Raw genomic sequence first — 25,773 nt, forward strand, 5'->3', positions numbered from 1 at the left:
GCCTCAGCCGAGGAATCCCGCGACCGCGCCAACGAACCACCCGGCATCGTCGAGCCACGGGAAATGCCCGCCGTCTCGCTGCACGACACACTCCCCCCTGGGGAACACCCTCGCCACCTCACCCGCCACCCGTGGCCTCGGCCCGCCGTCCAGCTCGCCCGCCAGGACCAGCACCGGCGCCCCGAAACCTGCCAGCGCCGCCCGTGTGGACTCCGGATCGAACGCGCCCTCGGCGGCGTACCGCGCGGCCGCGTCCGCATTGCGCTGCGCGGCACCGGACGCGGCATGCGCCCGCGCCGCCGCGTCCCAACGGCCGTAGGTGAACGGCCTGACGCCCTCCCAGTCCGCGTCGGTCCCCCTCCCCGTCCAGATCCGTCCCAAGGCCCCGTAGGCCTCCGTGAACCATGGCTCGCCCATACGCAGCCCGGCCGCCTCCCGACGGTCCCGCTCGGTGAACTCGATGCCCAGGGCCTGGGCGCTCGGCGTGATCAACGCCAGGCTCGCCACCCGCTCCGGATACCGGGCCGTGTACAGCACCGCCAGATCGCCCCCGGCCGAATGCGCGAGGACATCGATCTGCTCCACCCCGAGGTGCTCCCGCAGCGCCTCCACGTCGCCGACCTGACGGTCGCACCGGTACGTGGCCGGGTCCGCCGGGGCCGCCGACCCGCCGCTCCCGCGCAGGTCGAGCCGGATGAGCCGGCGCTGCGCCCCCAGCCCGCCCAGGTCCCCCAGATAGACCGAGGCGCGCGCCGGCCCTCCGGGCAGGCAGATCAGCGGGCGGCCCGAGCCGATCACGTCGTACGAGAGCTGGGTTCCGTCAAACGCGGCGAAGGTCGGCATAGCGCTGATCCTCGCCGCGCGGGGCGGACCAGTGCAAGGGGGGCCGGCGGGGAGCGCTCGCCCTACGCCGGGGTGGTGTCCGGGCCCGTAGAGCCGAGCAGCTCGGTGAAGCCGCCACTGCCTGCGAGCCGTTCGAGCTCGTCCAGCGCTTGACGCGCCTGGGCGGCCGCGCCGGGATCGCGGTCGGTCAGCCCGCTCTCCTCGAACTCGTCCTCGTCGAGCCGCAGCACCGTGGCACCGTCGGCCGACACCCACAGATCAAGGTCCAGATCCGCCACGACCAGCGCGCCCGGCTCCACCCGCGCGGGCCGCGCCACATCGCAGTACCAGCCCTTCAGACTCCCTGTCGCGGCCCTGACCTCTTTGACCGAGTACCAACGGTCCCGCCAGTAATGTTCGGTGAACACATCCCCGGCCTCGAACCGCACGAACCCGAAGTCGCGTGTCGCCGCCCCGGCCCAGGGAGCGCGTACGACGGCATGCGTTCCGTCGTCGTGGACCACGACCGCCGGGTAACGGACATCGGGGCGGGGGTGCTTGACGAGCCTGACAGTCACTTCGCCGCCCGGGGTCAGCGACGCGGTCTCGTCTGCGGAATTCGTGGAGTTCTCGCCAGTCACGGGTCTGAGCCTGTCTCACGGGGACCGTGCCCCGCCACTCCTTTTCCCGTGACCTTAGAGGCCGCGCGTTCGGCGGCGCTGCGCTCGACGCAGAACTCGTTGCCCTCGAGGTCGGCCAGCGTCGCCCATCCGGTGCCGTCGGGACGCCGATGGTCGGCCACCAGGGTGGCCCCCGAGGCCAGGAGCCGCTCAACCTCCTCGTCCCGGGTGCGGTCCTGGGGCTGCAGGTCCAGGTGGACGCGGTTCTTGGTCGTCTTGGGCTCGGGGACCGTGATGAACAGGAGCGTCACACCTGTGGTCTTGAGCAGCACTTCCGGATCGCCGGGCTTGTCGCCGTCGGCCAGTGAAGCGTCGAGAACCCCGGCCCAGAAGCCGGCGAGCCGGTACGCGTCGGCACAGTCGATGGTCACAAGTCGCACCAGAGAAGCCATGGCCGCCAATGTGGCACCGCGGGACACCGCGGTCCACCGGGTTTCAGCGGGCGGCGGCGACCTCGTCCTTGCCGCGCTGCAGCAGACGCTGGTACGCGTAATCGGCGAGGCCGGGGCCGGCGGCCGTCGCGATGGGGTCCGCGGCGGTGCCCCCGGCCTTCGCCGAACCCGAGACGGTGAAGTAGCCGTAGCGGCCCACCGCCGCGTGGGTGTTGGCGCAGCCCGCGCTGGTGCAGAAGGAGATGGCCCCGCCGGCGCTCAGCCCCTGGATCTGGCCCTGGTCGTGCTGACGGGCGAGATCGGCCTGTGCCTTGTGGTCGAAGACCGCCACTGCGACGGTCACGACGCTGTCGCCGGAGACGTAGGTGGCCCGGAGCAGGGAGCGGCAGGCGGAGGCCTCCAGCACATTGCCCAGACCGCCGGTGGTGGCCTTCCAGCAGGGTGTGATGGTGCCGGTGAGGCTCCGGGTCCAGGTGCGGCCGCCTATCGACCGGGTTTTCGCCGGGAAGAGCCCGGAGGCGGTGAGCGGGGCGGTGTCGGTGCCGAGGTCCGAGATCATCGTCAGCGGGTCAGGCGGCGCCGCGGTCCGCGAGGCGGCGGCGGAGGACTGCGCGGGGGACTGCCCCGACTTCGGCGGACTCTTCGTGGCGGACGCCGAACGGGAAGGCGAGTTGGAGGGGGAAGCCGACGGCGACTGCGTAGCCGATGCGGTGAAGGAGGCGGCGCCGTGCGACACCCGCCCGGGGGTGCTTGCGTGGGCGGCGGCGACCGTCTGCTCCTTCTTCGGGCTGTGCCCGGAGACCAGTACGGCGGTTGCCACCAGCGCCCCGACGGCACAAGTGCCGAGCACGCCGCCACCGACCATCAGCCGCCTGCGCCGCCGGCCTTCGGCCTGGTGCCGGTCGGCGAGCGCGGCCCAGTCGGGCTCTGCCGCGGGGGACCAGCCGGGCGCGGTGGTGGGCGGCTGATTCCGCGGAACGGCCGGGCCGTTCCAAGGGTTCGGTGTCCCCGGTCTGTCCGTCATGGGCCCCGATCGTAGGGCATGGGCCTGCGACCGGCGCCATGACGTCCGGGCCTCGTGGGCGGGCCGTGGCCGGTGCCCGGGCGCCGGCGGCGGTGTGCCGCGCGCGCCCGGGCCGGCTGGTGGTCAGCTCACGTTGAGCGCGGTGTCGTCGATGACGAACGAGGTCTGGAGCGTGGACCCCTCGACGCCGGTGAACTTGAGGGTGACGGTCTGGCCGGCGTAACTGCTCAGGTCGAAGCTGCGCAGCGTGTAGCCGGTGGCGGCGTTGAGATTGGAGTAGGTGGCGAGAGTGCCGAGGACCGTGCCGGAGCTGTTGAGGACCTGGGCTTTCAGGGTGTCGTAGGCGGTGCTGGTGGTGGTCTCGGCGGTGTCGACGTGGAGGTAGAAGGTGAGGGCGGCGGCGCAGCCGGAGGGGATGGTGACGGATTGGGAGAGGGTGTCGGTGGTGGCTGAGCCGTAACCGTCGAGCCAGGCCTTGTAGGAGCCGGTGCGGGCGGCTTCGCTGCTGCTGGTGGTGATGACGCCGCTGCTGGCGGTCCAGGAAGTGTTGCCTGACTCGAAGCCCGGGTTGGCGAGCAGTTGTGCGGCGGTGCAGGTGCCGCCACCGCCAGTGCTACCGCCAGTGCTACCGCCAGTGCTACCGCCAGTGCTGCCTCCGCCACCGCTGCTGGTGGCGCCGGAGAGCCACTCGGTGGCGTTCAGGGCGAGGGCGGCGTTGGTGGCGCCGGAGTCGTTCCAGCCGTCGTAGAGGGTGTTGCCGGACTGGCCGGTGCCGTCGTCGATGGGGGAGCTGTCGCCCCAGAACGCGACCCGGCCACTGCCGAAGGTGCTGGTGGCGAAGAAGGCGCCGGTGTTGCCGGAGTAACCGGTGCGGTAGAGCAGGCCCTTGACGGCGGAGTTGTCGGCCGGCTTGAGGGTGGCGGTGGTTCCGTTGGCGAAGAGGCTCTTGGTGACGGTGCCGAAGGAGCCGTTGAGCACCGCGTTGGTGCTGTCGCTGATCGCGGCCGGATAGCCGGAACTGATGTTGAGCAGATCGACGGAGAAGCCGAACGGGTCGGTGCTGTCGACGCTGTTGTTGGTCATCAGGTCGTTGATGATCGCGGGGGAGTCGTAGCCGTCGTTGTTGCGGTCGCTCCCGGTGTGGTCGGAGATCAGGAAGAGGCCGCCGCCGTTCTGCACGAACGTCATCACGGCGGTCTTCTCCGCCGTGGTCAGCAGGATGTTGGGCTCGGGCAGTACGAAGGTGTTGAAGTTCTGCAGGTCCGTCGCGCTGGAGGTGCCGTAGGTGATCGAGCTGCCCGACGGCAGGGTCTTGAGGCTGTAGTTGCCGGTCTTCTGCAGGGTCACACCCCAGGAGGAGAGGGCGCCGGTCCAGTCGGTCTCCGATGACGGGCTGGCGTTCTGGGCCAGCGGGTCCGGCTTGCTGGTGCTGATGATCCAGTCGGCGTTGCCGGCCTCCTCGGCGTGCGCGTCGTCGAAGAGCACGCGGTTGGTGGTGGCCGCGGCGGCGGTGGGGGCGGTCTGGACAGCGTGCACGGCGGCGCCCGTGGTGAGGGCTCCGAGGACGGCTATTGCGCCGATGAGTCTGCGGCGGCGGGACTTACCGGATCCGAGCATCCGTCGTACCTCCATGTGGGGGGTGGGTGGTGGCGGTGCGGGTGCCAATTCTTCGCGCGTAGACCATAGGCCGGGATGCTGCCAGGCCACGAGCTTTTGAACGGTACATGGCGATAATGGTGTCGGGCAACGGCCCCCGTCCAAGGAACTGTTAAAGTCGCGCCGCAGTCTCCCTCAGCTGCTGGTGCAGCCCCCGGTGTGGATCCCCGGCCGGCAGCCATCCCTTGCGGAACTTCGCCAGTGCCGTGTAATTCGTGTCGCAGACGTTGGCGAGCGGCGACTCCACCCCCTGTGTCACCAGCTGGTACGCGTCCAGCTGCGACAGCCCGTAGTCCCGCGCCAGCCACTGGACGAGGTCGAGCTGGGCGATCCGGAAGGCGTCCTCCAGCGGGCGTGCCGAACCCGTCGACATGATGTAGCCGTCCGACTCCAGCCGGGGCCAAGGCGTCGAGACACCCTTGAGCAGCTCCACGATCACCACCGAGTTCATCGCGCACTCCACCGCGACCCCGCAGGTCTCGCCCTCCCCCTGCCGGGCGTGCCCGTCGCCGAGGCTCAGCAGCGCGCCCTCCACATTTACACCGAGGTAACAGGTGACGCCCGCCCTCATCTCGGGCGTGTCCATGTTGCCGCCGTGCGCGTCCGGTACGAGCGCCGAGCGCACCTCCAGGTTCGCCGGGGCGACCCCGACCGTGCCGTGCATCGGGTCGAGCGGCAGCTCGACCGTGACGTCGCTGTCGCGCGCCGCGAACAGGCAGGTCCGGCGCTCCAGGTCGAGCTGCCACATCCACACCACCTCCGGCAGCGGCGGCTGGAGCGTCGCAGTGGCGTGGGTCGAGGTCAGCGCCCCGAAGAACGGCACGGTGGTGGATGCCGCCCAGTCACGCGCCGGCTCGATGGACACGAAGTGCACCGCCACTGTGTCGCCGACCTCGGCGCCCTCCACGTAGAACGGACCCGTCTGAGGATTGAGGAACGGAAAATCGCACACTTCGGACACCAGGTCCTTCTCGGACCGCACCCGTCCCGCGAAGCAGTCCTCCGTGTACAGGTCAAGCACGGTGCCCGGCTTGATCCGCGCCACCGGCGGCGCCCCGCCGAAGGTCCAGGCGTACTCGCCCGGCCCGGGGCGAACGGTGATGATTCTCGGGTCGCTCATGGCTGTGCCGCTCCACTCTCGTCGAGGCCGGCCGGGTGGCCGTCCGAGATACCTGCCAGACAGGGTGGCGGCAAAATCTGGCGCCGGTCCAGCCCATGACGTGGGACGCTGTGCGTATGACCGACGCACAGCAGGAGGAGCCCATGGCCGCCGAGGCAGCGGACCTCGAAGAGTCCGAGGTCCCGGAGGCCGCAGAGGCTCCCGAGGACGATGTGAAGCGCAAGTTCCGGGAGGCCCTGGAACGCAAGCGCGGGCTGAAGGCCGGTACCGCCTCCGGCGGCACCGGACCGGACCGTACGAAGATCCATGGCGCCCACGGCCGGGCCGGAGGGGCGCGGGAGTTCCGCCGTAAGAGCGGCGGCTGAGCTGAGTGGAAGTCACCGCTTCAGCAGGAGCGCCATGATCAGTCGGTCGCCGCCGCGGCCGAAGTAGCCGTCGCGGCGGCCGACCTCGGTGAACCCGAGGGACCGGTACAGGGCTACGGCGTCCGCATTGTGCGGTTCCACGCTGAGCCGCACCTCGCCGACCTGGTCGTCCGTCAACAGCCGTAGCATCTCGGCCAGCAATACCCGGCCGTGTCCCAGACCCCGGTACTGCTTCAGCACCCCCAGGCCCAGTATCCAGCTGACCTGACCGCGGGGGACCGTGGCCGCCAGTACGTACCCGGACAGCCCGGCGCCGTGGTCGAGGACCAGGAAGCGGTCCCCGTGGACGTCGAACAGCTGCCGCAGGACGAAGTACGGGTAGGCGGCCCCCACGAAGATCGCCTGATCGAGCAGGGCCAGTCTGGGCAAGTCCTCCTCGGCCACCATTCTCACCCGGAGTCTGCCCTCCGGCCTGCCCTCTTCGCCCTGCCACTCGCGCCGATCACCGGGACGAGCCCTCACATCAGTCCTCCTCGTTGGCCCACCGACCAGTGCGGGTAAGAGCGTCCGCCCGGCGGACGCTCCAAGTGCGACACTCCGGTCAAACATAGGGCAACGTGCGCCAAGGGTGAATAGGGCGTGCGGCTGCTTGACGCCGGAGCCGTATCCGTAAAGTGGCCGCAATCGCCGGTTGGGGTCATTTTCTCCACAGCGGCGGGCCGGGAAGGTTGCGGAGCGCTACAGTTGCTACATGGAGCAGCCGTCGGCAGAGGCCGAGTACGCGTCGGGCATCAGTAACAGTGACGCCCCTTGGGACCTGTTCGACTCCCGTGCGTATCTCGATCACAACTACCAGGATCTGCGGCAGGACGACCGGCAGATCATCATGGCCGTCCGCGACTATTTCTGCGAGCACTTCCGGCATCGACAGCCGGCAGGGAAACTGTCGGGAATTGATGTGGGATCCGGCACCAATCTCTACCCCTCACTCAGCCTGCTGCCATGGTGTTCCGACATCACTCTTTATGAGCGGTCGGCGGGCAATGTCGTATGGCTGGAGAGAGAGATCCAGCACTATTCGTCGAACTGGGACCGCTTCTGGCAGCTGTTCACCGATCGGGAGCCCTATCGGCGGGTCGGGGACCCACGTGGCCGGCTGTCCGGCCTGGCCACGGTCGAAAAGGGCGATCTGTTCGACCTCCGGCCCGGCGGCTGGTCCATCGGCACCATGTTCTTCGTCGCCGAATCCCTCTCCACCGCGCGTACGGAGTTCGAGGAAGCGCTGGCAAAATTCATCGCCGCCCTCACTCCGGGGGCGCCTTTCGCCGCCGCGTTCATGGAGAATTCGGAGGGCTACCGGGTGGGGGACCTGGAATTCCCGGCCTATCCGGTGGAGGAGCCACAGGTCCGCGACTGCCTGGCGCCACGCACCGACGATCTTGTGATCACCCGGCTCGGATTCCCGGGAGAGCCCCTCCGGGACGGCTACACAGGAATGATCCTGGCCTGCGGAGTGACCTCGTAGTCCGTCTGAACGACCGCAACACCGCATGAAATCCGCATGTATGTCACACGGAAATACCAACGGGAGAGGGGCGGGGGAGAGGATGCGGATCCGGCCACGCCAGCAGCTGCTCGAAATCTGGCAGGCGATCGCCCGCCATTCCTTCTCGGACGGCGTTCTGGACTGGGGGAAGCTGGGCGGTTCCAGCAGTGTGAGCGACGCGGAGCAGTTGCTCTGCCTCATGTACCCGGCTTCGGAACTGCCGCCCTTCCGGCTTGACGCTCCTGACGAGACGGCAGAGGACGTACTGGCCGCGCTCAAGGGCATCGGTGACAATGTCGAGATCCCCACCAGGCTGATCAGTGCCCTGGCCGGGTTCATGGACATGCACACCAGCGACACGGCCACACCCACTTTCTCCGCGGGTCACTACCTCTTCCCCGTGGATCCCGACGAGGAGTTGACGCCGGAGCAGCGAGAACTGGGAGTCGTCGACTCGTACTCCATGTCCATCTCGCTGGCGCTCTCCACCCTCGGATTCCTGAAGATCTTCAAACGGGAGATCCGCCGGGACGATCTGAGGGACACGGCGGACGCGTTGTACGAGGCCACCAGCGTGCGTCTCACCGCGGCCATGGTGAGCCTCCTGCGCAGCTTCACCGTGAATCTCTTCGACGCCGATTCACCCCGGGGCCATACGCTCTGCCGCACCGTGAACCAGTCGAACATGTCCAACCGCCTTGTGGTCCAGGAACTCCAGCGCGAACTGAGACCGCTTCGTGCCTCCATCAAGGAGTACTTCACCCTCGGGCTCAACATCGTCGGAGACCTGGACAACAACAACCTCCTCATGGAATGCGGCTGGTCCTGGGGAATCGTCCAGGACGCGCCGCAGGTCGACACCACGGACCCCGTCGGAACCCAGCCCAAGGGCGTGGCGATTCCCGCTCCGTACCTCTATTTCACCGTGGTCGCGCTCGACGGAATCGCCGACCTGTTCTCGGAGCGGACGCTGATCCTCGGTCTGCTCAACGAGGAACAGCAGCGTCTCGCCCAGGCACTGCGACTGCGCTGGGAACTCACCCAGCAGTACTGGTCGATGATCGCCCGCTTCGGCGACGAGAAATGGCCACTGGAGGACATTCCCTGGCGCACCACCGGGCAGCAGCAGGAATCGGAGTACTTCAGCCTTCTGGTGGCCTCGATTCTCGTCCAGGACCTCGACCGGCGCCGGGCGACGGACGATGACCTCACCCGAACGGTGGCGGTCATGGAGGAGCTCGCGGTAAGGGCCAAAATCACCCGCCGGATGACATCGGACGACCCGACGGTCTCCCTCCTGCACAATCCCGGTGTACGGCTGCCGCTCACCGGCGGTGAGAGCCTCGGGCCCGCCATGCAATGGTCCGTGCCGGACTTCTCCACCCAGCTGCTCAAACGCACCCTCCAGCTCTGCAGCATGTCGCGGCGCAGCGAATCGCACGACCGGCTCCTGGGCCTGGCCGAGCAGGTAATGGACCACCTGTGGCTGCGGCGTATCAGTTCCGGCCCCGGAATCAGGCTCTGGGACAATATCAGCGCCGTCTTCCCGGATCTCGAGACGGCGAAAGCGCATTTGTCGTGGAACATGACCGAGCGCGTCGTCGAATGTATGGTGGTGGCCGCGAATCTCTTCGGGCAGCCACCGATCCGCAGCCCTCAGCTGACAGAACTCGCCACGTCCTTGCTGAGCGAGGCCGGGCACATTTTCGACAGGGAGATGATGGAGCCGTCCTCCGCCGGGAACAATTCCCTGGACAGCAGCCTGCGAATCGCCGAGATGAAGATGGCGCGGGCACGCCAGATTCTCGACGACCGTCCCGGGACGTCCTTCGCCCTGACCATGCAAGTGCTCACCTCGCTGGACGAGCTGGTCGTCGCCCGGCGAGCCGCGACGAAGCGGGCGTGAGCGATGCTGGTCTTCGCCGCCTCCGACAAGGGAGGCACCGGACGGTCGGTCACCAGCGCCAACATCGCCTTCCGGCGCGCCCTGTCCGGCGATGATGTCGCCTACCTCGACTTCGACTTCGGCTCGCCGACCTCCGGCACCGTCTTCGACATCCCCGGCTCGCTCCGGGGAGTGGAGCACGGCGGTATGCACTCCTACCTGCAGGGCAGGGTGAGCGAGCCCGACCGGGTCGATGTGTGGGCCGAGACCGAGCGCGACGCGCTGCGCTTCCGGCCGCCCGGCGCGGGACAGCTGGTGCTGCTCCCGGGCGACCGCGGCGGCGGAGAGTTCGCCGTCAACCGGGAGATGGTGCGCCGCTGCACCGACCTCTTCCTGCGCCTGGAGGAGGAGTTCGACGTCATCCTCATCGACCTCAGCGCCGGCCGTTCCTACGCGGTGGAGCTGGTCCTGGCGGCGACGTCCAAGCCCGAGCTCAGCGGCATCACCGTCCGCTGGCTGGTGTTCCACCGCTGGACCCGGCAGCACATAGCGGCAGCGGCCGGACTGGTCTTCGGGGACCGCGGGATCCTCGACGCGGGACTGGCACTGGGCCACCAGGAGGAGGGGCTCCGCGACTCCATCCGCTTCGTACGGGCCGCGGTCCCCGACCCGGACTCCCCGGAACTGGCCCATGTGCGGCCGGCCCAGGCCGCCTGGCTGCGCAAGTGCGACCAGGATCTCAAGGACTTCGCCGCCGAGCTCAAGCTGGGACGCAGCAAAACCCTCGGAGTGGTGCCGCTGGAACCCGTCCTCCAGTGGCGCGAGCAGCTCATCACCGACGATGACGTCCTGGCGAGCAGGGTGGCCAACATCGAGACGGTAAGGGCGCTGACGGCGCTGGCGGACGAACTCACCCGCGACAAGTCGTGGGAGGCACTGTGATGGGAGGCGCTGTGAACGGCCCGGCCTTCCGCGAGGCCACCGCGGACCCGAACACCGAAGCCGTGCCGCTCTCCCATGTCTCCCTGGAGATCGGGCACCTCTACATGGAGGACTTCGCGGCCGGGCCGAAGCGGCTGCGCAGCCAGTTCGAGCAGGTCAAGCCGTGGGCCGACGCGGCGCTCGCGGCCGGTGCGAATGCCGCGGGCGGACGCCGCCCCCGGTTGAGCACCTGCTTCCTGGTGGACGACTACTTCACCCGCTTCTCCACACCGGCGGAGGTGCTGCCCACCCTGCTCTCCGAAGCGGAGGCCGCGGGCCTGCGCATCGACTACCTGGCCCGCGAATCAGCCTGCGCCGGAACCGACCGGCTGCCCCTGGCACGGTGGGCCCAGCACCGGCTGGTGGAATCCCCGGCGCCGGGGAACAACGGTTCCCGGCCCGCGGTGACGAAGACCGGCTGGCTGAGCAACGGCGAACGCTCGCCGTCCTCCGATCCGCTGGAGGCCATGAGCCAGGGTGGCGGCTGGCGGCCGCCCTCCGAGAACGGCGCGCGCCGCCATTCGGTCTTCGTGGACGTCGAGCTGTGGGACGAGCACGACAGCCACGACCATCACCGGGACGCCGACGGCCGTACCTGGTCCTGCCCCTTTCTGGCCACCGTGTGGCAGCTGCTCCGACTGGGCCTGGTCCGGTACGAGGGGAAGGCGGTACTGCGCCCGCAGCCGCAGACCGGGGACTTCCCGGGCCAGTGGGACGACCTACCGCCGCTGATCCAGCTCAATCCCGCGGCCGCGCCGTTCGCCGCCTACCGTTCGGTGTCCGTGCTGCCCACCCGCTTCCTTCCGGTCGAGCACGCGGTGCGCGTCATCCTCGGCCAGTTGGCGGTGGAGGAGCCGGCGCTGCTCCAAGTGGCCGAGCGGGCGGCCCGCGAGGGCTTACCGGTGCCGCGTGAGCCGGCCGACCGGATCTCCTACGCCTTCTACGGCGAACCATGACCGCCCCTGCGGCCGGCGCCCCGGTGGTGGCCTGCGGCGAGGTCCGGACCTGTCTGCTCCAGCACTCCGCCGCGCTCGCGGACGGCGCCGCCAGTCAGCTGCTGCAACTGCGCTCCGGGGAACGCGTACGGATCTCCAAACGGCCCAACACCGCACTCACCTCGCCCGATGTGCTGACGGGCGTGGACTGCCAACTGGCCACCGGGTCGGGCAGCCGGGTGCGTGGCATCGGCACCGTACTGTCGCACGCGACACTGACCGACGGACGGGTGCTCCAGGCGTCCGCGCACCTTCGGGTGCTCGCGGCGGAGGCCGCTCACCGGCAGCCGTGGGGGCACTACCTGGTGCGGCCGGGCGTCGTCGAGGCGGTGGGCCGGGCAGTGCCGGAGGACTTGGCCGACGGGTTCCTGAGGGGTGGTCAGGCGTCGCTGGCGGGGACGGCGGACCTCGGAGCGGTGGGGGAACGGCTGCTGGCGGAAGTACTGGCCCGGCCGCAGCTGGACCGGCGGCCCCCGTTCAAGTCCCGCCGCACCCGGCTGCGCTGGTCGGCCGTGCGATCCGGCGACACGGACGGGGTGCCGCGCGGTCGCTTCACCATCGTCGACGACACCGAGCGCACCCTGCGACTGGAGGTGGGAAGCGTCGACCCGGAGGCCCTGGCCCGGCTCTGTGAGGATCTCGCGCTGCACGACTGGCTGCTCACCACACTCATCCAGATGGTGGATCGCAGTGGCCTCGGCACCACCCCCGGACCGGACGCCGTCATCCGGCTGAGCCCGGCGGTGGATCATCTGTTGCATCTGTGGATGCCGATGGCCCGGGTGGACCTGATCTTGATGCCGCTGTGGGAGAGCCTGGAGACCAAACCCGGGTTCACCCGGCAGTGGCAGGCACTGGTCCAGCGGATCCGTGACCAGCTGGCTCTGCAGTCCGTCACTTTACAGGGGAAGCCGCATGCGTTGACCTAGCCCGGAGCGGGTAATTGATGGGTTCGTCGTCCGAAGGGGGAGTAGGGATGATGCGGGGTATATCGCCCATCCTGCTGAAAGCGGTGGTCGCGCTGATCACCGGTGGGGTCGCCTATCTGATCACCAATTTCGCCAACCAGCCAACGATATGGTCGATCACCATCTCGACCTTCATCGGCGGGGCGATCCTGATCGTCCAGTTCATAATGGAGTTCGAGGACCGTCTGGCCATGCTCGAAATCTCGCTCGGCAAGCACTGGGACGAGATGGGGAGTCTGGTCAGCGGGGGCTTCGCCAGGGTCAACGAGGCGACCCAGCTGTTCAGCCTCGTGGAGCAGTCGGCCATCCGTACGGACGCGGTCACCCAACTGGTGCGCAGCGCCGCTGAGATCGGCTCTGAGGCGCCAGCCCTCCTCCACAGCTTTGCCCGGACCGAGGTCAGCCGGCTGGCCACTTTGCTGCAGGACCTCCACGCCGGCGAGGCGACCTATGAGGGCGAGGACCACGAATGGCTGCTGGCGCTCGCCCAGAACGCCGAGACGGCCATCGACGCGACCAGTACCGAGGTCGACGCGGATCTGTGGGTGAGCGAGTTCGGCCGGCGCTATCTGGTGGCGCAACGTGAGGCAGTCGGCCGGGGAGTGAAGATCCGCCGGGTCTTCATCCTCGATGATCCGGGCCTGGTGAATGACGCGGACGTCCGCAGACTGTGCCGGGAGCAGGAAGATCTGGGAGTGGAGGTCAGGACGGTCGTGAAGTCCGCGCTCCGGTCCACGGAGCGGCTCGACCCCATGTTTGACTTCATTGTGTTCGATCACGCGATCAGCTACGAGGTGACACCCGAACAGACGGATGACCACCCGGTCATCGCCACCACCCGGCTGGTGCTGCGGCAGGACAAGGTCAACCGGCGTATCCGCCGCTTCAACGACCTCTGGGAGGCCGGGACCGAGGCGGACCAGAACGCTCCCGCCGCGTCGTGACGAGCAACGGAGCCCGGCGGGGAGCACGGTGCCGCCCCTGCGGCGCAGTGTCCCGGCGGTGACGACCGCGCCGGCAACGCAAAGGGACAGCAGGAGCCGAATGCGTCGAACGCAATGGACGATGCAGGGTTTATCCGATGCGTTCTTCGGGCCCTTCGGCTGCTTCGAGCGGGGCTGGGCTGCCCTGGACGACGCCGACCGTTCCGACGGCGGCCTCGGAGCGGTGCCCCGGCACGCACCCCGGACGGATCGGCATGAGCGGCGAGGAGGTCCCCCTGGCGGCGAGCCCGGGCGCGGAGGTCCGTGCGGCACGCCCCGTGGGCAGGTGAACAGGGCGCCGAAGATGAGATGTTCCAAAGAATCATGAGTAAATCCCAAAAAAGGTCCTTCGCCCGTCCTCTCCGCTCAGTTGTGGACTTATGTTCGTCCGCATGACGGAAGAACAGCCGGTGCCGCCGGCCGGCCATGCCCCTGGCCACGCCCCCGGCACCGACCCCGACGGCGCGCGAATACGACGCCGATCACGCGTCTTCCTTACTGCCGGCATCGCGCTCGGCTGTGTGCTGGCGATCGGCGGGACGGCGGCCGGGCTGGCGTACTGGCATCTCGATCACCGCATCAAAGGCGTCGACATCAACAGCGCGCTCGGCACCGACCGCCCGACGACCGGCCCCACGGCCTCAGCCTCGTCGTCCTCCTCTTCCCTGGCCCCTGTCGCGACCGGCGCGATGAACATCCTCGTGCTGGGCTCCGACTCCCGCAGCGGCAGCGCGAACCAGAAGCTCGGCGGCGGCAACAGCACCGGCGCCCGCTCGGACACCGCGATGGTCGTACACATCAACAACGCGCACACCCGGGCCACCGTCGTCAGCATCCCGCGCGACACCCTCGTGTACCGGCCGTCGTGCCCCACTTCCAGCGGCGGTACGACGGCGGCCGCGTACGGCGCCATGTTCAACTCGGCTTATTCGGTGGGCGGTCCGGTCTGCGCGGTGAAGACGGCGGAGAAGCTGACCGGTGTGCGCATGGACCACTACATCGAGATCGACTTCTCCGGCTTCGCGAAACTGATCGACTCGCTCGGCGGCGTCACCGTCACCACGACGAAGGACATCAACGACGACAAGAGCCATCTGAACCTGAAAGCGGGCACCCACCACCTGGGCGGCACCCAGGCCCTCGCCTTCGCCCGCACCCGGCACGGCGTCGGCGACGGTAGTGACCTCGGCCGCATCCAGCTCCAGCAGCAGCTCATCAAGGCGATGCTGAAGCAGGTGATGAGCATCAATCTGTTCACCAGCCCGACCAAGCTCTACGAGGTCGCCGACGCCGTCACCGGGAGCCTCACCACCGACACCGGCCTCGACTCGCTGAGCGAGCTGATGAGCCTCGGGCAGAACCTGCGCAAGATCGGCACGAAGCATCTCACCGCTGTCACCATGCCGGTGGTCACCGCCCCGTCGGACCCCAACCGGGTGGTCGCCTCCGAGCCATCGGCCACGAAGGTCTGGACGGCGCTCAGGAACGACACCGCACTGCCCAAGGGTGTCGTCAACTGAGACCGTCATCAGCCGTCAGCTGAGGGCGTCACGGAGTGAGTCGGGGCTCAGCCGGGCGGGCGGCCTTCGAAGGCCGCCCGCAGAATGGCCCGGAGATCGTCGGGACCGGCGTCGCGCGGGTTCGCGTAGGGCACCGCGGCGGCGGTCTCGACGGCCCGGTCGATGCCGGCGGCGGACAGACCGAGTTCGGCGAGCGAGCGCGGAGCGCCGAGCCGGCCGCCCAGGCGGTACAGCTCGAGCGCCGGGTCGTCGGTGCCAAGGGCGCGGCGCAGGGCCGCGACCGCGTCGGGCGCGGCGGGGGCGTTGAAGGCCAGGACGTGGGGCAGCACGATGGTGTGCGTCGCGGCGTGCGGCAGGCCGAAGGTGCCGCCGAGGACATGGCAGAGCTTGTGGTGCAGCGACATGGTGGTGGCGCCCAGACAGGCGCCGCACAGCCAGGCCCCGTACAGGGCGCGGCCGCGGGCGTCGAGACCGCCGGGGTCGGCGGCGATCTCGGGAAGGGCGGCGGCGAGTGCCCTGGTGCCCTCCTCGGCCATCAACGACACGATCGGCGAGGCATCGGGGGCGTAGAGCGCCTCGACGGCGTGCGCGATGGCGTTCACACCGCTGGTGCCGGAGAGGGCGGGCGGCATGGATAGGGTCAGCTCGGGGTCGTAGACCACACTGCGCGGCAGGACGACGGGATCGCGGCCGGTGCGTTTGACGCCGTCCTCGGTGAGCCCCCAGACGGGCGTCATCTCCGACCCCGCGTACGTGGTCGGGACCGCGATCAGCGGCAGGCCGAGGCGCAGCGCGACGGCCTTGCCGAGGCCGATCGCGGAGCCGCCGCCGACGGCCGCGCAGCCGTCGGCGTCCGCCTTGAGCGCGGCCTCGGCGGCGGCCTCGGCGACCGGTACGGGGACATGCTCGGCGGCCTCGGTATGGACGCCCGCGTTGGCGGCGCCGAGCGAGTCCGCGACGGCCCGCGCGGTGTCCGCGCCGCGGGGGCCGGACAGGACGAGCACCCGGCGCAGGCCGAGGTGTTCGGCCTCCGCCGCGACGGCGGTCCTGGCGGCGCCGGCCCGGAAGACCACCCGCATGGGCTGGGCCTGGTACGTGAATTCCAGGCTCACGACGGCACCGCCGCCGGATGGAGGACGATGTCGAAGCGGGCCCGCCGGAACGGATTGGCGACCCCGTACTCGGCAGCCTGCCCGGGGTCGTCCACCTCGCTGAACTCCTGGACCAGGTTCTTCTTCACGGCGAAGACCGCGTCCGACTCCAGGTAGGGGCTGTCGGCCACGAAGATGTGCGTGGTGACGGGGATGTGGCCCTCGGACCCGGCGATGAAGTGGATGTGGGCGGGGCGGTAGGGGTGCCGGCCGGCCGCCTTGAGCAGGTTGCCCACCGGCCCGTCGGTCGGGATCGGGTAGTGGCAGGGCACGACGGTACGGAACCAGAAGCGGCCCTCCCCGTCCGCCGTGAACAGTCCCCTGCCGTTGCCGAGCGGCTGCACGCCCGGCTGCTGGACGTCGTAGAACCCCAGTTCGTTCGCCTGCCAGACATCGAGCAGGGCGCCGGGCAGCGGGGTGCCGTCCGTGCTGATGACACGCCCGGTGACCACGCAGGGCTCCCCGGTATTGACGTAGTCGATGGTGTCGCCCAGGGCGCGCGGCGGTGACTCGACGACATGGAAGGGGCCGAGAACCGTGGAGTCGGTCGCACCGGGCACCTTCCGGTCGTTGATGGTCTCCACAAGCATCGACACGCCGAGGACGTCCGACAGGAGGATGAACTCCTGCCGGGTGTCGTCGCACATCTGCCCGGTGGCGGTGAGGAAGCCGATGGCCTCTTCCCACTCCTGCATCGTCGGCTCGATGTCCCGCACGAAATCATGCAGATGGCGGGTCAGGCTGCTGAGGATCTCGCGCAACCGGGGATCCGGGGTGCGCGCGAAGCTCTCCACGACAGCGGGGGTGGCGGTCTGCTCGGTGAAGTCGGTGGTCATCGGGAAATCCTTCTTTCCTCAGTCCCGTCCCAGGATGCGCTTCAGAGCGGCGCCGAGCAGCTCTGCGGCATCCGGGGCCGCACTCTCGTAGCGGAAGGCGACATGGTTGTCCGGACGCAGGAGAAGGGCACCGGAGTCCGCGATGCCGCGTAGTCGCGCCCAGTCGCCGTACGGGTCCTCGTATGCCTGGCCGGGACCGATGGACGCGGTGGCGAGCTCCAGGCCCAGCTCGTCGCCGACGCTGCGGGCCGCCTCCAGCCAGCAGTCGCCGCCGATACCGGTGATGAGGGTGAACCGGCCCTTGCCGCCGAGGTCCAGGGTGGAGAGATTGCGCCGCCCGGCGGTGATCCAGGCGTGCGGAAGTTTTGCGCCCGGGCGTGTCGTGGGCTGGTGGTACAGCTCGGGATCGCGGTCGAAGCCGGGGTCGGGGGTGCCGTCGGGAACGATCGCGGCGGACTCGTAACGCTGGTTGAGGTCCACGCCGTGCGCGTTGAATTCGTACACCTTGTAGGCGATGGCCTCGCGCAGCGCCTGGCGGCGCTTCTCGGCGACCGGAGTGGCGTCCTTGCGAGCCTCGATGTTGGCGAGGAGCTGGGCCGGGTCCTGCGGGGTGAGCAGGTCCAGGGACTCGAAGACCGGCCCGGTCTCGCCGATGGACTTGTTGGCGCGCTGCACGATCTGCTTGCCGACGGGGGCGCGCTCGGCGTCGTAGGTGTCCAGCAGCGACGGGGACGCCGTGCCGTCGAGCACCAGCTTGAGCTTCCAGGCGAGGTTGTAGGAGTCCTGGATGGAGGTGTTGCCGCCGAGCCCGTTGGACGGCGGGTGGCGGTGGGTGGCGTCTCCGGCACAATGGACACGGCCCTTGGAGTAGCTCTCCGCGTACATCTCGTTGACCGTCCACGCGGACGACGACTTGATGGTCACCGGAAGGTCGTCGTCGCCGATCAGCTTGCGCACGACGGACAGCGCGTACTCGTCGGTGAGATCCGGCGGTGCGCCCTTGACGTCGTAGCCCCACACGATCAGCCACTCGTTCCAGGGCCGGACGCACCGCACCAGGCCGGCGCCGATGCCACCGACGGTCGCGCCGGTGGTCAGCACCCAGTAGAGCGTGCTGGGCCGGTGTGCGACATACGGCGTCAGGTCCGCCTCGAAGACGATGTTGATGCTGCCCGCCACGCCCATCTGGCCGCCCATGGGCAGCCCGGCGTGCTCGGCGACCTTGCTGCGGCCGCCGTCCGCGCCGATCAGGTACTTGGCGCGGATCTGGTACTCGTCGCCGCGCAGCCGGTCCTTGACGGTGACCGTCACCCCGTGCTCGTCCTGCGTGTGCGCCAGGTACTCCGTGCTGAAGCGCAGCTCCGTGCCGCGCGCGACGGCCGCGTCGGTCAGCACGGGCTCCATCAGGTGCTGCGGCATGTCGCACATCCGGGTGGGGCTGGCGAGCTCGTGCTCGGCCTGCACCAGCGGGTCGTTGCCCCAGGAGCGCAGCCGGCCGAGCTCCTCACCGGCGATGCTGGTGCAGAACACCGTGTTTCCCATGAGGTGCTGGGGGGTGGCCTTGGCGATGATCTCCTGCTCGACACCCAGGTCGCGCAGCGCCTCCATGGTGCGCTGGTTGGTGATGTGCGCACGCGGTGTGTCCGCCAGCCTGCTGTAGCGGGTCACGATGATGTTCGGGACACCGTAGGTACTGAGGGCAAGCCCCGCGCTCGCCCCGGCCGGCCCGCTGCCCACGATCAGTACATCGGTCTTGACGGTCTCCATTGGTACGGCTCTCCTGGAATGCAACTGCTGGAACGCAAACGACGGTCAACAGATCGATCTTGAGTCATCGCGCGGATGGAGTGGTGTCTCAATTCGATACAGCGAGGGGCACCATGGTGGGATGGAAGCTGTGAGCTCCATCGAACAACTGCTGCTGGACGCGTACCTCCGCGAGGGCCCGGACACCCGCCCCGTCGTGGCGATGAACGGCAGGACCCGGATCGTCAGCGCGGAAGCCGCCCGGCAGCTCTCCGACGAAGCGCTGGCGGCACTCGAACTGGGCGCCGCCCGCATGGTGCGCGACGGTCGCGCCGAGCCGCGGGTATGTCCGGTGCCCGACGCCGACGGGCTGATCGCGGGGCTGCAGCCGGTCGTGAGCTCCGGCACGGTCGTCGGAGCGGTGGCCGTACTGTCCGAGTCCGGCTTCGCCGCTGCCGGGGGCCATGGGCGCGGTGCCGGGCCCGACCGGCTGCTGCCGGGGCTGGCCGGCAGCTCGCTGCCATGGCGCAGCGCCGTCTCCAGGGCCGCCGCGCTCGCCGCCGAGAGCGGTCCGGTGCTGATCGCCGGTGAGCCGGGAGCCGGGAAGACCGCCGTGGCCCGCGCGCTCCAGGCCGGTCCGCCGCCGCTCTTCGACGCGGCCGGGGCGACGGCGGCGGAGACCCGCCAGTGGCTCCGCTCGCTGGAAGGCTCGCCGGACGGCGGCCCCGTGCTGCTCCGGCATCTGGAGGTGCTGGACCCGTCGGCGGCCGCCGTGCTGGTCGGGATCCTGGAGAAGCGGCCGCAGGCCCGTATCGTCGCCACCCACACCCCGGGCGGGCAGCCCGGCCCCTGCCTGCACCGGCTGGTCGAACATCTCTCCGCCCGCATGGTCACCGTCCCGCCGCTGCGCGAACGCCCCGAGGACATTCCCGCCCTGCTCCGTGCCCTCGCCCCGCGCCCCGCTCCCGGCTACCCGCCGCTGACCTGGTCCGTGGAGGCCAGGCACACCCTGGAGCAGCACACCTGGCCCGGCAATGTCGCCGAGCTGGCCCTGCTGGTCCGCCACCTCGCCGACAGCCGCCGGCTCTCCGGCCCGGTCCGGTCCGAGGAACTGCCGGACGCGGTCCGCGGCGCTGCGGGCGCCCGCCACCTCAGCAGCCTGGAGAGGGCTGAGCGCGCGGCGATCCTGGACGCACTGAGGACCTACGGCGGCAACAAGGCGCGGGCGGCGAAGGCGTTGGGCATCGCGCGGGCCACGGTCTACCGGAAGCTGCGCAGCTACGGAATATAGTTCGGATTTCAACATGTTACGTTGGCTGCAAGCGCCGGTACCCCCCTCCCGTCAAGGAGAGTCATCAGTCATGAACACCCAACTGGACATCCGCCGGGCCGACGACCGCTTCCACACCCGCGCCGGCTGGCTGGACTCCCACCACTGCTTCTCCTTCAGCCGCCACTACGACCCCGCCAACACCCACTTCGGGCTGCTCCTGGTCTCCAACGACGACATCGTCGCCCCCGGCACCGGCTTCGAGACCCACCCTCACCGCGACATGGAGATCGTCACCTGGGTGCTCGACGGCGGCCTCGTCCACCAGGACTCCGAGGGCCACAACGGCGTGATCTACCCGGGTCTCGCCCAGCGCATGAGCGCCGGTGCCGGCATCCTGCACAGCGAGAAGAACGACTCCTGGAAGCTCACCGGCCAGGCCGAGCACCACGACCCGGTGCACTTCGTGCAGATGTGGGTCTTCCCCGACGAGCAGGGCATCGAGCCCGGCTACGAACAGCTCGACATCAACGAGGAGCTCAATCGCGGCGGTTGGACCACCGTGGCCTCCGGTATGCCCAAGCACCGCGACCACCGTGCCATCTCCATCCGGCAGAAGCACGCCGCTCTGCAGGCCGCCCGCATGACCGCGAACGAGACCCTGCAGATCCCCACCGCGCCCTTCGTCCATGTCTATGTCGCCAGGGGCGAGGCCGCCCTGGAAGGCGCCGGTCTGCTCACCCCCGGCGACGCCGTGCGCGTCACCGCCGCCGAGGGACAGCGGCTGACCGCCGGGGGCAGCGGTGCCGAAGTGCTGCTGTGGGAGATGGACACCTCCGTCCAGTTCGGCTGAACAATTCGGCTGAAATCCTGGAACGCGCCGCTCATGGCGCACGTTCTTCAGCCATGAGCGCAGAACAACCCCAGGCAGAACAACCCCAGGGGGACGACTGGGACGACGTCGTCCTCGACGCCGAATTCATCCGTTCCGCCGGAGCGCGCGAGCCCGCTGCCCGCACCCGTATGCTCGCCGCCCGCTGGCGCCGCGAAGGCAGTCCCGATCCGCAGCCATGGCGCGCCGACGAGCCCCCGGCCGGCTGGTTCTGGAGCAGGGCCCGCCGGCGCCGGCGCCGCGGCTGACCCGGTGGCCGCCATCGCTCCGCCACGGGCGCGACCGTCCGCCCGTGAAACGCGTCTTCATACCTGCCGCGGGGGCAATCCGTAACGAGCCTTGGGTCTACTCACGTGAAACGTAGCTTCATTTCACTGGACCCGGCCCAGCGGAGATCGTGGCGACATCCTGGTCCCCGCCGGGCACGGTGTTCGAGACGATCTCGTGGCGACGGCCATTCCGGGCGCCTCTCGGCGAGACTCGGCCAGGCTTACAAAAGCCCTGGCCGCAGGCATTGCCTTCCCGGTAGCGTCGGTGAAATGGACCTGCATGCCGGAGTAATCCTCTTTCACGGTGAGCGGCTCGCTTTACATGACTCCTACGCTCTGCCCGGCGGCCTGGTGCCGTGGGGCGGCGACTTGGCCGCAGCGGCCGTCGACGCGGCGCGCACGACGCTCGGCTGCGAGGTGTCCGTCGACTCCCAGCCGTGTCTGGAGGTGCGCGGCTCCGCTGTCACCACTGTCTACTTCCGTGCGACGTCGAGGGATGCCCCGGGCCGGGGCCAACTGCTGACGCGCGAACAGGCCCTGCACGCCCCGCTCGCGCCCTGGACCGCCAGCGAGGCCATCCTGCGCTCCTGGTCCGGCACGCCATGGTGGAAGGGCCGCCTTGTCGTGGAGGACCCGTACGGCCGGCCTCCGCAGCGGACCCGTGCCGGGGCTGTCGTCATCCGGGACGCCCGGATGCTGCTCATCGAATACCGCGACCGCCGCGAGACCGGGTACGAGATCCCCGGCGGCGGCGTGGAGCGTGGTGAGACACCCGAGATGGCCGTCCTGCGTGAACTCACCGAGGAGACCGGGCTCTCGGGACGGGTAGGCCGCGAGATCGCCCAGGTCAACCGTTCCATCAGGGGCTCGCACCCGGGCCACTACTTCCTGGTGAAGGCGGAGGGCGAGATCGCTCCTCGCGAGACCCTGGACCTCGACGGCGACGCCTGCCCCGTATGGATCCCGGTCGGCGAGCTGCCCGCCACCCCGCTCTGGCCCAAGCGTCTCGGCTGGCGCATCGCCCACTGGTACCGGCACGGCTGGCCCGACCCGCCCGCCGTGCTCTGCGACTCCCTGCGTGACCTGCGCCTGCCGTGCGACTGGTGACCGCCTGAGAGCCTGTCGGGTGACCTTCGATCGGGCGGAGGCGGTCTGGTGCGTGCGATTCCAAGGCGCCGGGATGTCCTCGATGGGGTCCCCCCTGCTCGAGCGAAGCCGAGAGCCTGGGGGTGGGGGTACCTCCCAGCCGAAGGCTGGGGGAGAGCTACTAGGGCATTTCGGCAACGCGGGAAGCGTGCGTGCCAGGGCGTGGCCGCCCGATCAGAGGTCACCCGACAGGCTCTGAGCCGCCGGAGCGCCGGTCGTCGGTCCCTAACGGCGTAGACCGGCGGTGCCAAGCCCACCGCGACCCAAAAGCCCGGCCGCTCCCCGAAGGTCCGCCGGAGGGGCCCGAGGTGACGGCACCACTGGTGCGGATATGGGCGTTCGCACCGCAAGGAGCGGCGGTTTCCGGTCTGCGCGGAGCGGGTCGTGGGCGTACTACGGATGGCAGAGGGGCCGGAAGCGCCGGTTCCGCCGTGCCGAGGAGGCATCATGCAGCAGGGACAGATGGCCGCAATGAGCAAGGAGATGCAGCGCTGCGTGGAGGCGTGCATGGCCTGCCACACCATGTGCGAGCAGGCGATGAGCTCCACCCTGCAGATGGGCGGCGGCCAGGCCGAGATGCAGATCATGCGCGCGCTCATGGACTGCACCGAGCTGACCCGGATCTGCGCGGACATGATGATGCGCAGGTCGCCGCTGATGGCGGAGATGTGCGCGATGTGCGCGCGGGCATGCGAGATGTGCGCGGAGGCGTGCATGTCGATGCCGAACGACCCGCAGATGGCGCGATGTGCGGAGTCCTGTCGTAAGTGCGCCGAGATGTGCCGCTCGATGGCGGGCGCGGCTGCCTGACCGGGCCTGTCCTGGGTGCCGTCGGGCCGGTCGGGGCCGGCGGCACCCGTCGGTGCCGGAGCGCCTGGCGGCCGAGGTCGTGCTCTGGGTACGGCGAGAGCGTTGACAGTCGGCAGGGAGGGGCGGACACTCGGGCCCATCGACAGTGAATAAAAGTTCACTGGACGAACCTTCCTGGCAGCGGCGCCGGAAGGGACGCCGGATCCCGCTGCCCCGACGTTCTCGAGGACAGCCATGACCATTTCCCGCGGGCTCATCATCAATGGCCAGGAGGTCCCGGCCTCCTCCGGCCGCACCACGCCGGACATCAGCCCGTGGACCGGGGACACCTACGCCGAGATCGCAGCCGGCACGGTCGCTGATGTCACCCGCGCGGTCGACGCCGCCGAGGCGGCCTTCGAGGAGTGGGCGGCCACCGCGCCCTCCCGGCGCCGCGAGATCTTCCTGCGGGCCGCCGAGATCCTCGCCCACCGCACCGAGGAGATCATCGCGCTGATGGCCGCCGAGGTCGGCGGAGCCGCCCCCTGGGCCGGCTTCAACGCCCACCTTGCCGCGAACATCCTCTTCGAAGCCGCCGCCGCGGTCTCCCAGCCCACCGGCCAGACCCTCGCCACCGACATACCGGGCGCCTACTCCCTCCAGATACGGGTACCGGTCGGCGTCGTCGCCGCGATCGCGCCGTGGAACGCGCCGGTCATCCTCGGGGTGCGTGCGGTCGCGCTGCCGCTCGCCGTGGGAAATACGGTCGTGGCCAAGCCCAGCGAGGACGCGCCCATCGCCTGCGGGCTACTGATCGCCGACGTACTCCACGAGGCCGGTCTCCCTGCCGGTGTGCTCAATGTCGTCACCAACGACCGCGCCGACGCTCCCGCCATAGTCGGCGCCCTCATCGGCGACCCCCGGGTGCGGATGGTCAACTTCACCGGTTCCACCGAGGTCGGACGCGCCGTCGGTGTCCAGGCCGCCCAGCACCTCAAGCCCGCGGTCCTCGAACTCGGCGGCAAGAACGCCCTGCTCGTCCTGGAGGACGCCGATGTCGACTACGCCGTGGACGCCGCCGTCTTCGGGTCGTTCATGAACTCCGGCCAGATCTGCATGTGTATCGACCGCGTGATCGTGCACCGCTCGGTCGCCGAGGAGTTCACGGCCAAGTTCGCCAAACGCGTCGACTCCCTGCCCTACGGCGACCCCTCCGACCCGGCCACCGCGGTCGGCCCGGTGGTCAACACCCGCGCCGCCGAGCGCGTCTCGGCTCTCATCGACGAGGCTGTGGCGAAGGGCGCGACCCTCGCCACCGGCACCGGAGCGGTCGAGGGCAATGGCACCCTCATCAAGCCCGTCGTCCTCACCGGTGTCACCAAGGACGCCAAGATCTACTACGACGAGATCTTCGGCCCCGCCACCGTCGTTCATGTGGTGGACTCGGCCGACGAGGCTGTGACGCTGGCCAACGACACCTCACACGGGCTGACCGCCGGTGTCATCACCGAGGACCTACGCACCGGCATCGACGTCGCCCGCCGCATCCGGACCGGCATCGTCCATGTCAACGACCAGTCGATCGCCGACGAGCCCCAGGCGCCCTTCGGCGGCGTCAAGAGCTCCGGCTACGGGCGCTTCGGCGGCCAGGCGGGAGTCGAGGCCTTCACCGACACCCGCTGGATCACCGTCCAGGCGCAGGGACACGCCCACTTCCCGATATAGGACATCCAGGCCGTATCCTCCTGCCCGCAGAGCCCGCCGTCGGCGGCTCTGCGGGTGCCGTTCAGGTCCTGCGCGCACACCCCGGCGAACGCCCCGGAGAAGCGCAGCCCGTTCCCGTAGTCGCCGGAGAGCATGGTCGCGTCGAGGACCGGGCCGACGAGGCGCCGGTGACCCGCACCGAGCTGTCGACCCGGCTGGCCGAGCGGGCGAGCACAGCGCCGCCGAAGGAATGTGCCCGGGCTGCGCGGCCTCCGGCCGTGCCCTCCTCAAAGCCGGACGGGTTCGGTCTGCTCGGGCCTCACCTCTTGTGAGCGGCAATCCGGGACGGCCATCCTGCTCCGCATGACTCCACAAGCGGTGATCCGCCCCTACCGCCACGAGGACCGGGCCGCCCTCTACGACATCTGCGTACGCACCGGCCACGAGGGCGGCGACGCCCGGCACCTGTACTCCGACCAGGAGTTGCTGCCCAGCATCTTCGCCGGTCCGTACGCGCGGTTGGAGCCGGATCTCGCCTTCGTGGCCGACGACGGCTGCCGGGCGGTCGGCTACATCGTCGGCACCGCCGACACCGAGGCGTTCGTCGAGCGCTACCGGAAGGAGTGGCTGCCGGCGCTCGCCTACCGCTATCCGCCGCCGGAGGGGCCACCGGTGACGCCGAGCGAGGAGATGACAGGACTCATGCACTGTCCGGAGCGGATGGTCCTGCCCGAGCTGGCCGGTTACCCGGCGCATCTGCACATCGATCTGCTGCCGTCCCACCAGCGGGCCGGCCATGGGCGGGCGTTGATGGAGCGGTTCCTCGGCGCGCTCGCGGACAAGGGAGTCAAGGCCGTGCACCTGGGGATGCTCACCGCGAATACCCCGGCCCGGGCGTTCTACGATCGCCTCGGGTTCCACGAGATCCCGGTGGCCGATCCCGGGCCGCTCACCTATCTCGGGCGCAGTACCGGGCAGTGAGGAGTGAACCGTTTCACAAACCTGCGGCACACCTCTAGGAAGCGCTTGCCGG

The 25,773-nt window shown here is 69.7% G+C and carries 25 protein-coding genes; 15 read left to right on the plus strand and 10 right to left on the minus strand.

What is annotated here, in order from left to right:
• Positions 1-3: 3 nt before the first annotated feature.
• The 6 genes from FCI23_RS30635 to FCI23_RS30660 all read right to left on the minus strand — a co-directional run bounded on the left by FCI23_RS30635 (position 4) and on the right by FCI23_RS30660 (position 5,694).
• Positions 4-843 (minus strand): alpha/beta fold hydrolase, encoded by an 840-nt coding sequence (locus tag FCI23_RS30635; protein WP_136727202.1) that lies wholly within the window; start codon positions 841-843, stop codon positions 4-6.
• Positions 844-905: 62 nt separating this feature from the next.
• Positions 906-1,463, minus strand: a complete 558-nt coding sequence (locus tag FCI23_RS30640) for a DUF402 domain-containing protein (protein ID WP_407646051.1) — start codon at positions 1,461-1,463, stop codon at positions 906-908.
• Positions 1,460-1,894 carry a VOC family protein gene (locus FCI23_RS30645; protein WP_136727203.1) on the minus strand — a complete coding sequence of 145 codons (435 nt, stop codon included), beginning with the start codon at positions 1,892-1,894 and terminating at the stop codon, positions 1,460-1,462. Before FCI23_RS30645 ends, FCI23_RS30640 begins: the two co-directional genes overlap by 4 nt.
• A gap of 43 nt (positions 1,895-1,937) precedes the next feature.
• Entirely contained in the window at positions 1,938-2,918 is a 981-nt protein-coding gene (locus FCI23_RS30650; RefSeq protein WP_136727204.1) for a hypothetical protein, read from the minus strand.
• A gap of 123 nt (positions 2,919-3,041) precedes the next feature.
• Positions 3,042-4,535 (minus strand): M6 family metallopeptidase, encoded by a 1,494-nt coding sequence (locus FCI23_RS30655; RefSeq protein WP_136727205.1) that lies wholly within the window; start codon positions 4,533-4,535, stop codon positions 3,042-3,044.
• Positions 4,536-4,686: 151 nt separating this feature from the next.
• Complete coding sequence (locus FCI23_RS30660) at positions 4,687-5,694, minus strand: acetamidase/formamidase family protein (RefSeq protein ID WP_136727206.1); 1,008 nt, start codon at positions 5,692-5,694, stop codon at positions 4,687-4,689.
• Positions 5,695-5,810: 116 nt separating this feature from the next.
• On the opposite strand from FCI23_RS30660, the gene FCI23_RS30665 reads away from it, so the two are divergent.
• Positions 5,811-6,059, plus strand: coding sequence for a DUF5302 domain-containing protein (locus FCI23_RS30665; RefSeq protein ID WP_136727207.1), 249 nt, complete (start codon positions 5,811-5,813; stop codon positions 6,057-6,059).
• 12 nt (positions 6,060-6,071) lie between these two features.
• Here the strand turns inward: FCI23_RS30665 and FCI23_RS30670 are convergent, their stop codons facing one another.
• On the minus strand, positions 6,072-6,488 hold the full coding sequence (locus FCI23_RS30670; protein WP_246144212.1) for a GNAT family N-acetyltransferase: 417 nt from the start codon (positions 6,486-6,488) through the stop codon (positions 6,072-6,074).
• A 322-nt stretch (positions 6,489-6,810) separates the two neighbouring features.
• On the opposite strand from FCI23_RS30670, the gene FCI23_RS30675 reads away from it, so the two are divergent.
• From FCI23_RS30675 to FCI23_RS30705, 7 genes are all read left to right on the plus strand, one after another.
• Entirely contained in the window at positions 6,811-7,584 is a 774-nt protein-coding gene (locus FCI23_RS30675; RefSeq protein ID WP_136727209.1) for an SCO2525 family SAM-dependent methyltransferase, read from the plus strand.
• A gap of 82 nt (positions 7,585-7,666) precedes the next feature.
• Entirely contained in the window at positions 7,667-9,511 is a 1,845-nt protein-coding gene (locus FCI23_RS30680; RefSeq protein ID WP_136727210.1) for an SCO2524 family protein, read from the plus strand.
• 3 nt (positions 9,512-9,514) lie between these two features.
• Entirely contained in the window at positions 9,515-10,432 is a 918-nt protein-coding gene (locus FCI23_RS30685) for an SCO2523 family variant P-loop protein (RefSeq protein ID WP_136727211.1), read from the plus strand.
• Positions 10,432-11,427, plus strand: a complete 996-nt coding sequence (locus FCI23_RS30690; RefSeq protein ID WP_136727212.1) for an SCO2522 family protein — start codon at positions 10,432-10,434, stop codon at positions 11,425-11,427. The genes FCI23_RS30685 and FCI23_RS30690 overlap by 1 nt, the downstream gene beginning before the upstream one ends.
• The gene (locus FCI23_RS30695) at positions 11,424-12,395 is read left to right on the plus strand and encodes an SCO2521 family protein (protein ID WP_136727213.1); all 972 of its coding nucleotides are present in this window, start codon (positions 11,424-11,426) and stop codon (positions 12,393-12,395) included. The genes FCI23_RS30690 and FCI23_RS30695 overlap by 4 nt, the downstream gene beginning before the upstream one ends.
• Positions 12,396-12,442: 47 nt before the next feature.
• Positions 12,443-13,378, plus strand: coding sequence for a DUF6879 family protein (locus FCI23_RS30700; RefSeq protein WP_136727214.1), 936 nt, complete (start codon positions 12,443-12,445; stop codon positions 13,376-13,378).
• 431 nt (positions 13,379-13,809) lie between these two features.
• The gene (locus FCI23_RS30705; protein ID WP_136727215.1) at positions 13,810-14,937 is read left to right on the plus strand and encodes an LCP family protein; all 1,128 of its coding nucleotides are present in this window, start codon (positions 13,810-13,812) and stop codon (positions 14,935-14,937) included.
• Positions 14,938-14,984: 47 nt separating this feature from the next.
• Here FCI23_RS30705 and FCI23_RS30710 read toward each other — a convergent pair whose 3' ends face one another.
• Genes FCI23_RS30710 through FCI23_RS30720 form a run of 3 tightly spaced genes read right to left on the minus strand, consistent with a single transcriptional unit; the run spans position 14,985 to position 18,691 of the window.
• On the minus strand, positions 14,985-16,016 hold the full coding sequence (locus FCI23_RS30710; protein WP_136727258.1) for a maleylacetate reductase: 1,032 nt from the start codon (positions 16,014-16,016) through the stop codon (positions 14,985-14,987).
• Positions 16,017-16,045: 29 nt separating this feature from the next.
• Entirely contained in the window at positions 16,046-16,924 is an 879-nt protein-coding gene (locus FCI23_RS30715; RefSeq protein ID WP_136727216.1) for a dioxygenase family protein, read from the minus strand.
• A gap of 18 nt (positions 16,925-16,942) precedes the next feature.
• Complete coding sequence (locus FCI23_RS30720; RefSeq protein WP_136727217.1) at positions 16,943-18,691, minus strand: FAD-dependent oxidoreductase; 1,749 nt, start codon at positions 18,689-18,691, stop codon at positions 16,943-16,945.
• 121 nt (positions 18,692-18,812) lie between these two features.
• Here FCI23_RS30720 and FCI23_RS30725 point away from each other — a divergent pair, with 121 nt between their 5' ends.
• The 7 genes from FCI23_RS30725 (at position 18,813) to FCI23_RS30755 (ending at position 25,721) form a co-directional block, all read left to right on the plus strand.
• The gene (locus FCI23_RS30725) at positions 18,813-19,961 is read left to right on the plus strand and encodes a helix-turn-helix domain-containing protein (RefSeq protein WP_136727218.1); all 1,149 of its coding nucleotides are present in this window, start codon (positions 18,813-18,815) and stop codon (positions 19,959-19,961) included.
• 70 nt (positions 19,962-20,031) lie between these two features.
• Positions 20,032-20,793 (plus strand): pirin family protein, encoded by a 762-nt coding sequence (locus tag FCI23_RS30730; RefSeq protein WP_136727219.1) that lies wholly within the window; start codon positions 20,032-20,034, stop codon positions 20,791-20,793.
• Between the two features lie 53 nt (positions 20,794-20,846).
• The gene (locus FCI23_RS30735) at positions 20,847-21,080 is read left to right on the plus strand and encodes an SGM_3592 family protein (RefSeq protein WP_136727220.1); all 234 of its coding nucleotides are present in this window, start codon (positions 20,847-20,849) and stop codon (positions 21,078-21,080) included.
• A gap of 291 nt (positions 21,081-21,371) precedes the next feature.
• A complete protein-coding gene (locus FCI23_RS62480; RefSeq protein ID WP_136727221.1) occupies positions 21,372-22,208 on the plus strand; it encodes an NUDIX domain-containing protein in 837 nt (278 codons plus the stop codon).
• A 486-nt stretch (positions 22,209-22,694) separates the two neighbouring features.
• A complete protein-coding gene (locus FCI23_RS30745) occupies positions 22,695-23,057 on the plus strand; it encodes a four-helix bundle copper-binding protein (RefSeq protein WP_136727222.1) in 363 nt (120 codons plus the stop codon).
• Positions 23,058-23,291: 234 nt separating this feature from the next.
• Positions 23,292-24,761: an aldehyde dehydrogenase family protein gene (locus FCI23_RS30750; RefSeq protein WP_136727223.1), complete on the plus strand. Its 1,470-nt coding sequence runs from the start codon at positions 23,292-23,294 to the stop codon at positions 24,759-24,761.
• Between the two features lie 342 nt (positions 24,762-25,103).
• On the plus strand, positions 25,104-25,721 hold the full coding sequence (locus tag FCI23_RS30755; protein ID WP_136727224.1) for a GNAT family N-acetyltransferase: 618 nt from the start codon (positions 25,104-25,106) through the stop codon (positions 25,719-25,721).
• Positions 25,722-25,773: the final 52 nt, after the last annotated feature.

The sequence above is a fragment of the Actinacidiphila oryziradicis genome (genome assembly GCF_005047355.1).
GTDB classification, from domain to species: Bacteria; Actinomycetota; Actinomycetes; order Streptomycetales; family Streptomycetaceae; genus Actinacidiphila; species Actinacidiphila oryziradicis.

Bases quoted from the DNA above. Each gene is read 5' to 3' on its own strand.
- FCI23_RS30635 (WP_136727202.1), bottom strand. From the start codon at position 843: ATGCCGACCTTCGCCGCGTTTGACGGAACCCAGCTCTCGTACGACGTG.
- FCI23_RS30645 (WP_136727203.1), bottom strand. From the start codon at position 1,894: ATGGCTTCTCTGGTGCGACTTGTGACCATCGACTGTGCCGACGCGTAC.
- FCI23_RS30650 (WP_136727204.1), bottom strand. From the start codon at position 2,918: ATGACGGACAGACCGGGGACACCGAACCCTTGGAACGGCCCGGCCGTT.
- FCI23_RS30655 (WP_136727205.1), bottom strand. From the start codon at position 4,535: ATGCTCGGATCCGGTAAGTCCCGCCGCCGCAGACTCATCGGCGCAATA.
- FCI23_RS30660 (WP_136727206.1), bottom strand. From the start codon at position 5,694: ATGAGCGACCCGAGAATCATCACCGTTCGCCCCGGGCCGGGCGAGTAC.
- FCI23_RS30665 (WP_136727207.1), top strand. From the start codon at position 5,811: ATGACCGACGCACAGCAGGAGGAGCCCATGGCCGCCGAGGCAGCGGAC.
- FCI23_RS30675 (WP_136727209.1), top strand. From the start codon at position 6,811: ATGGAGCAGCCGTCGGCAGAGGCCGAGTACGCGTCGGGCATCAGTAAC.
- FCI23_RS30680 (WP_136727210.1), top strand. From the start codon at position 7,667: ATGCGGATCCGGCCACGCCAGCAGCTGCTCGAAATCTGGCAGGCGATC.
- FCI23_RS30685 (WP_136727211.1), top strand. From the start codon at position 9,515: ATGCTGGTCTTCGCCGCCTCCGACAAGGGAGGCACCGGACGGTCGGTC.
- FCI23_RS30690 (WP_136727212.1), top strand. From the start codon at position 10,432: ATGGGAGGCGCTGTGAACGGCCCGGCCTTCCGCGAGGCCACCGCGGAC.
- FCI23_RS30695 (WP_136727213.1), top strand. From the start codon at position 11,424: ATGACCGCCCCTGCGGCCGGCGCCCCGGTGGTGGCCTGCGGCGAGGTC.
- FCI23_RS30700 (WP_136727214.1), top strand. From the start codon at position 12,443: ATGATGCGGGGTATATCGCCCATCCTGCTGAAAGCGGTGGTCGCGCTG.
- FCI23_RS30705 (WP_136727215.1), top strand. From the start codon at position 13,810: ATGACGGAAGAACAGCCGGTGCCGCCGGCCGGCCATGCCCCTGGCCAC.
- FCI23_RS30710 (WP_136727258.1), bottom strand. From the start codon at position 16,016: ATGCGGGTGGTCTTCCGGGCCGGCGCCGCCAGGACCGCCGTCGCGGCG.
- FCI23_RS30715 (WP_136727216.1), bottom strand. From the start codon at position 16,924: ATGACCACCGACTTCACCGAGCAGACCGCCACCCCCGCTGTCGTGGAG.
- FCI23_RS30720 (WP_136727217.1), bottom strand. From the start codon at position 18,691: ATGGAGACCGTCAAGACCGATGTACTGATCGTGGGCAGCGGGCCGGCC.
- FCI23_RS30725 (WP_136727218.1), top strand. From the start codon at position 18,813: ATGGAAGCTGTGAGCTCCATCGAACAACTGCTGCTGGACGCGTACCTC.
- FCI23_RS30730 (WP_136727219.1), top strand. From the start codon at position 20,032: ATGAACACCCAACTGGACATCCGCCGGGCCGACGACCGCTTCCACACC.
- FCI23_RS30735 (WP_136727220.1), top strand. From the start codon at position 20,847: ATGAGCGCAGAACAACCCCAGGCAGAACAACCCCAGGGGGACGACTGG.
- FCI23_RS62480 (WP_136727221.1), top strand. From the start codon at position 21,372: ATGGACCTGCATGCCGGAGTAATCCTCTTTCACGGTGAGCGGCTCGCT.
- FCI23_RS30745 (WP_136727222.1), top strand. From the start codon at position 22,695: ATGCAGCAGGGACAGATGGCCGCAATGAGCAAGGAGATGCAGCGCTGC.
- FCI23_RS30750 (WP_136727223.1), top strand. From the start codon at position 23,292: ATGACCATTTCCCGCGGGCTCATCATCAATGGCCAGGAGGTCCCGGCC.
- FCI23_RS30755 (WP_136727224.1), top strand. From the start codon at position 25,104: ATGACTCCACAAGCGGTGATCCGCCCCTACCGCCACGAGGACCGGGCC.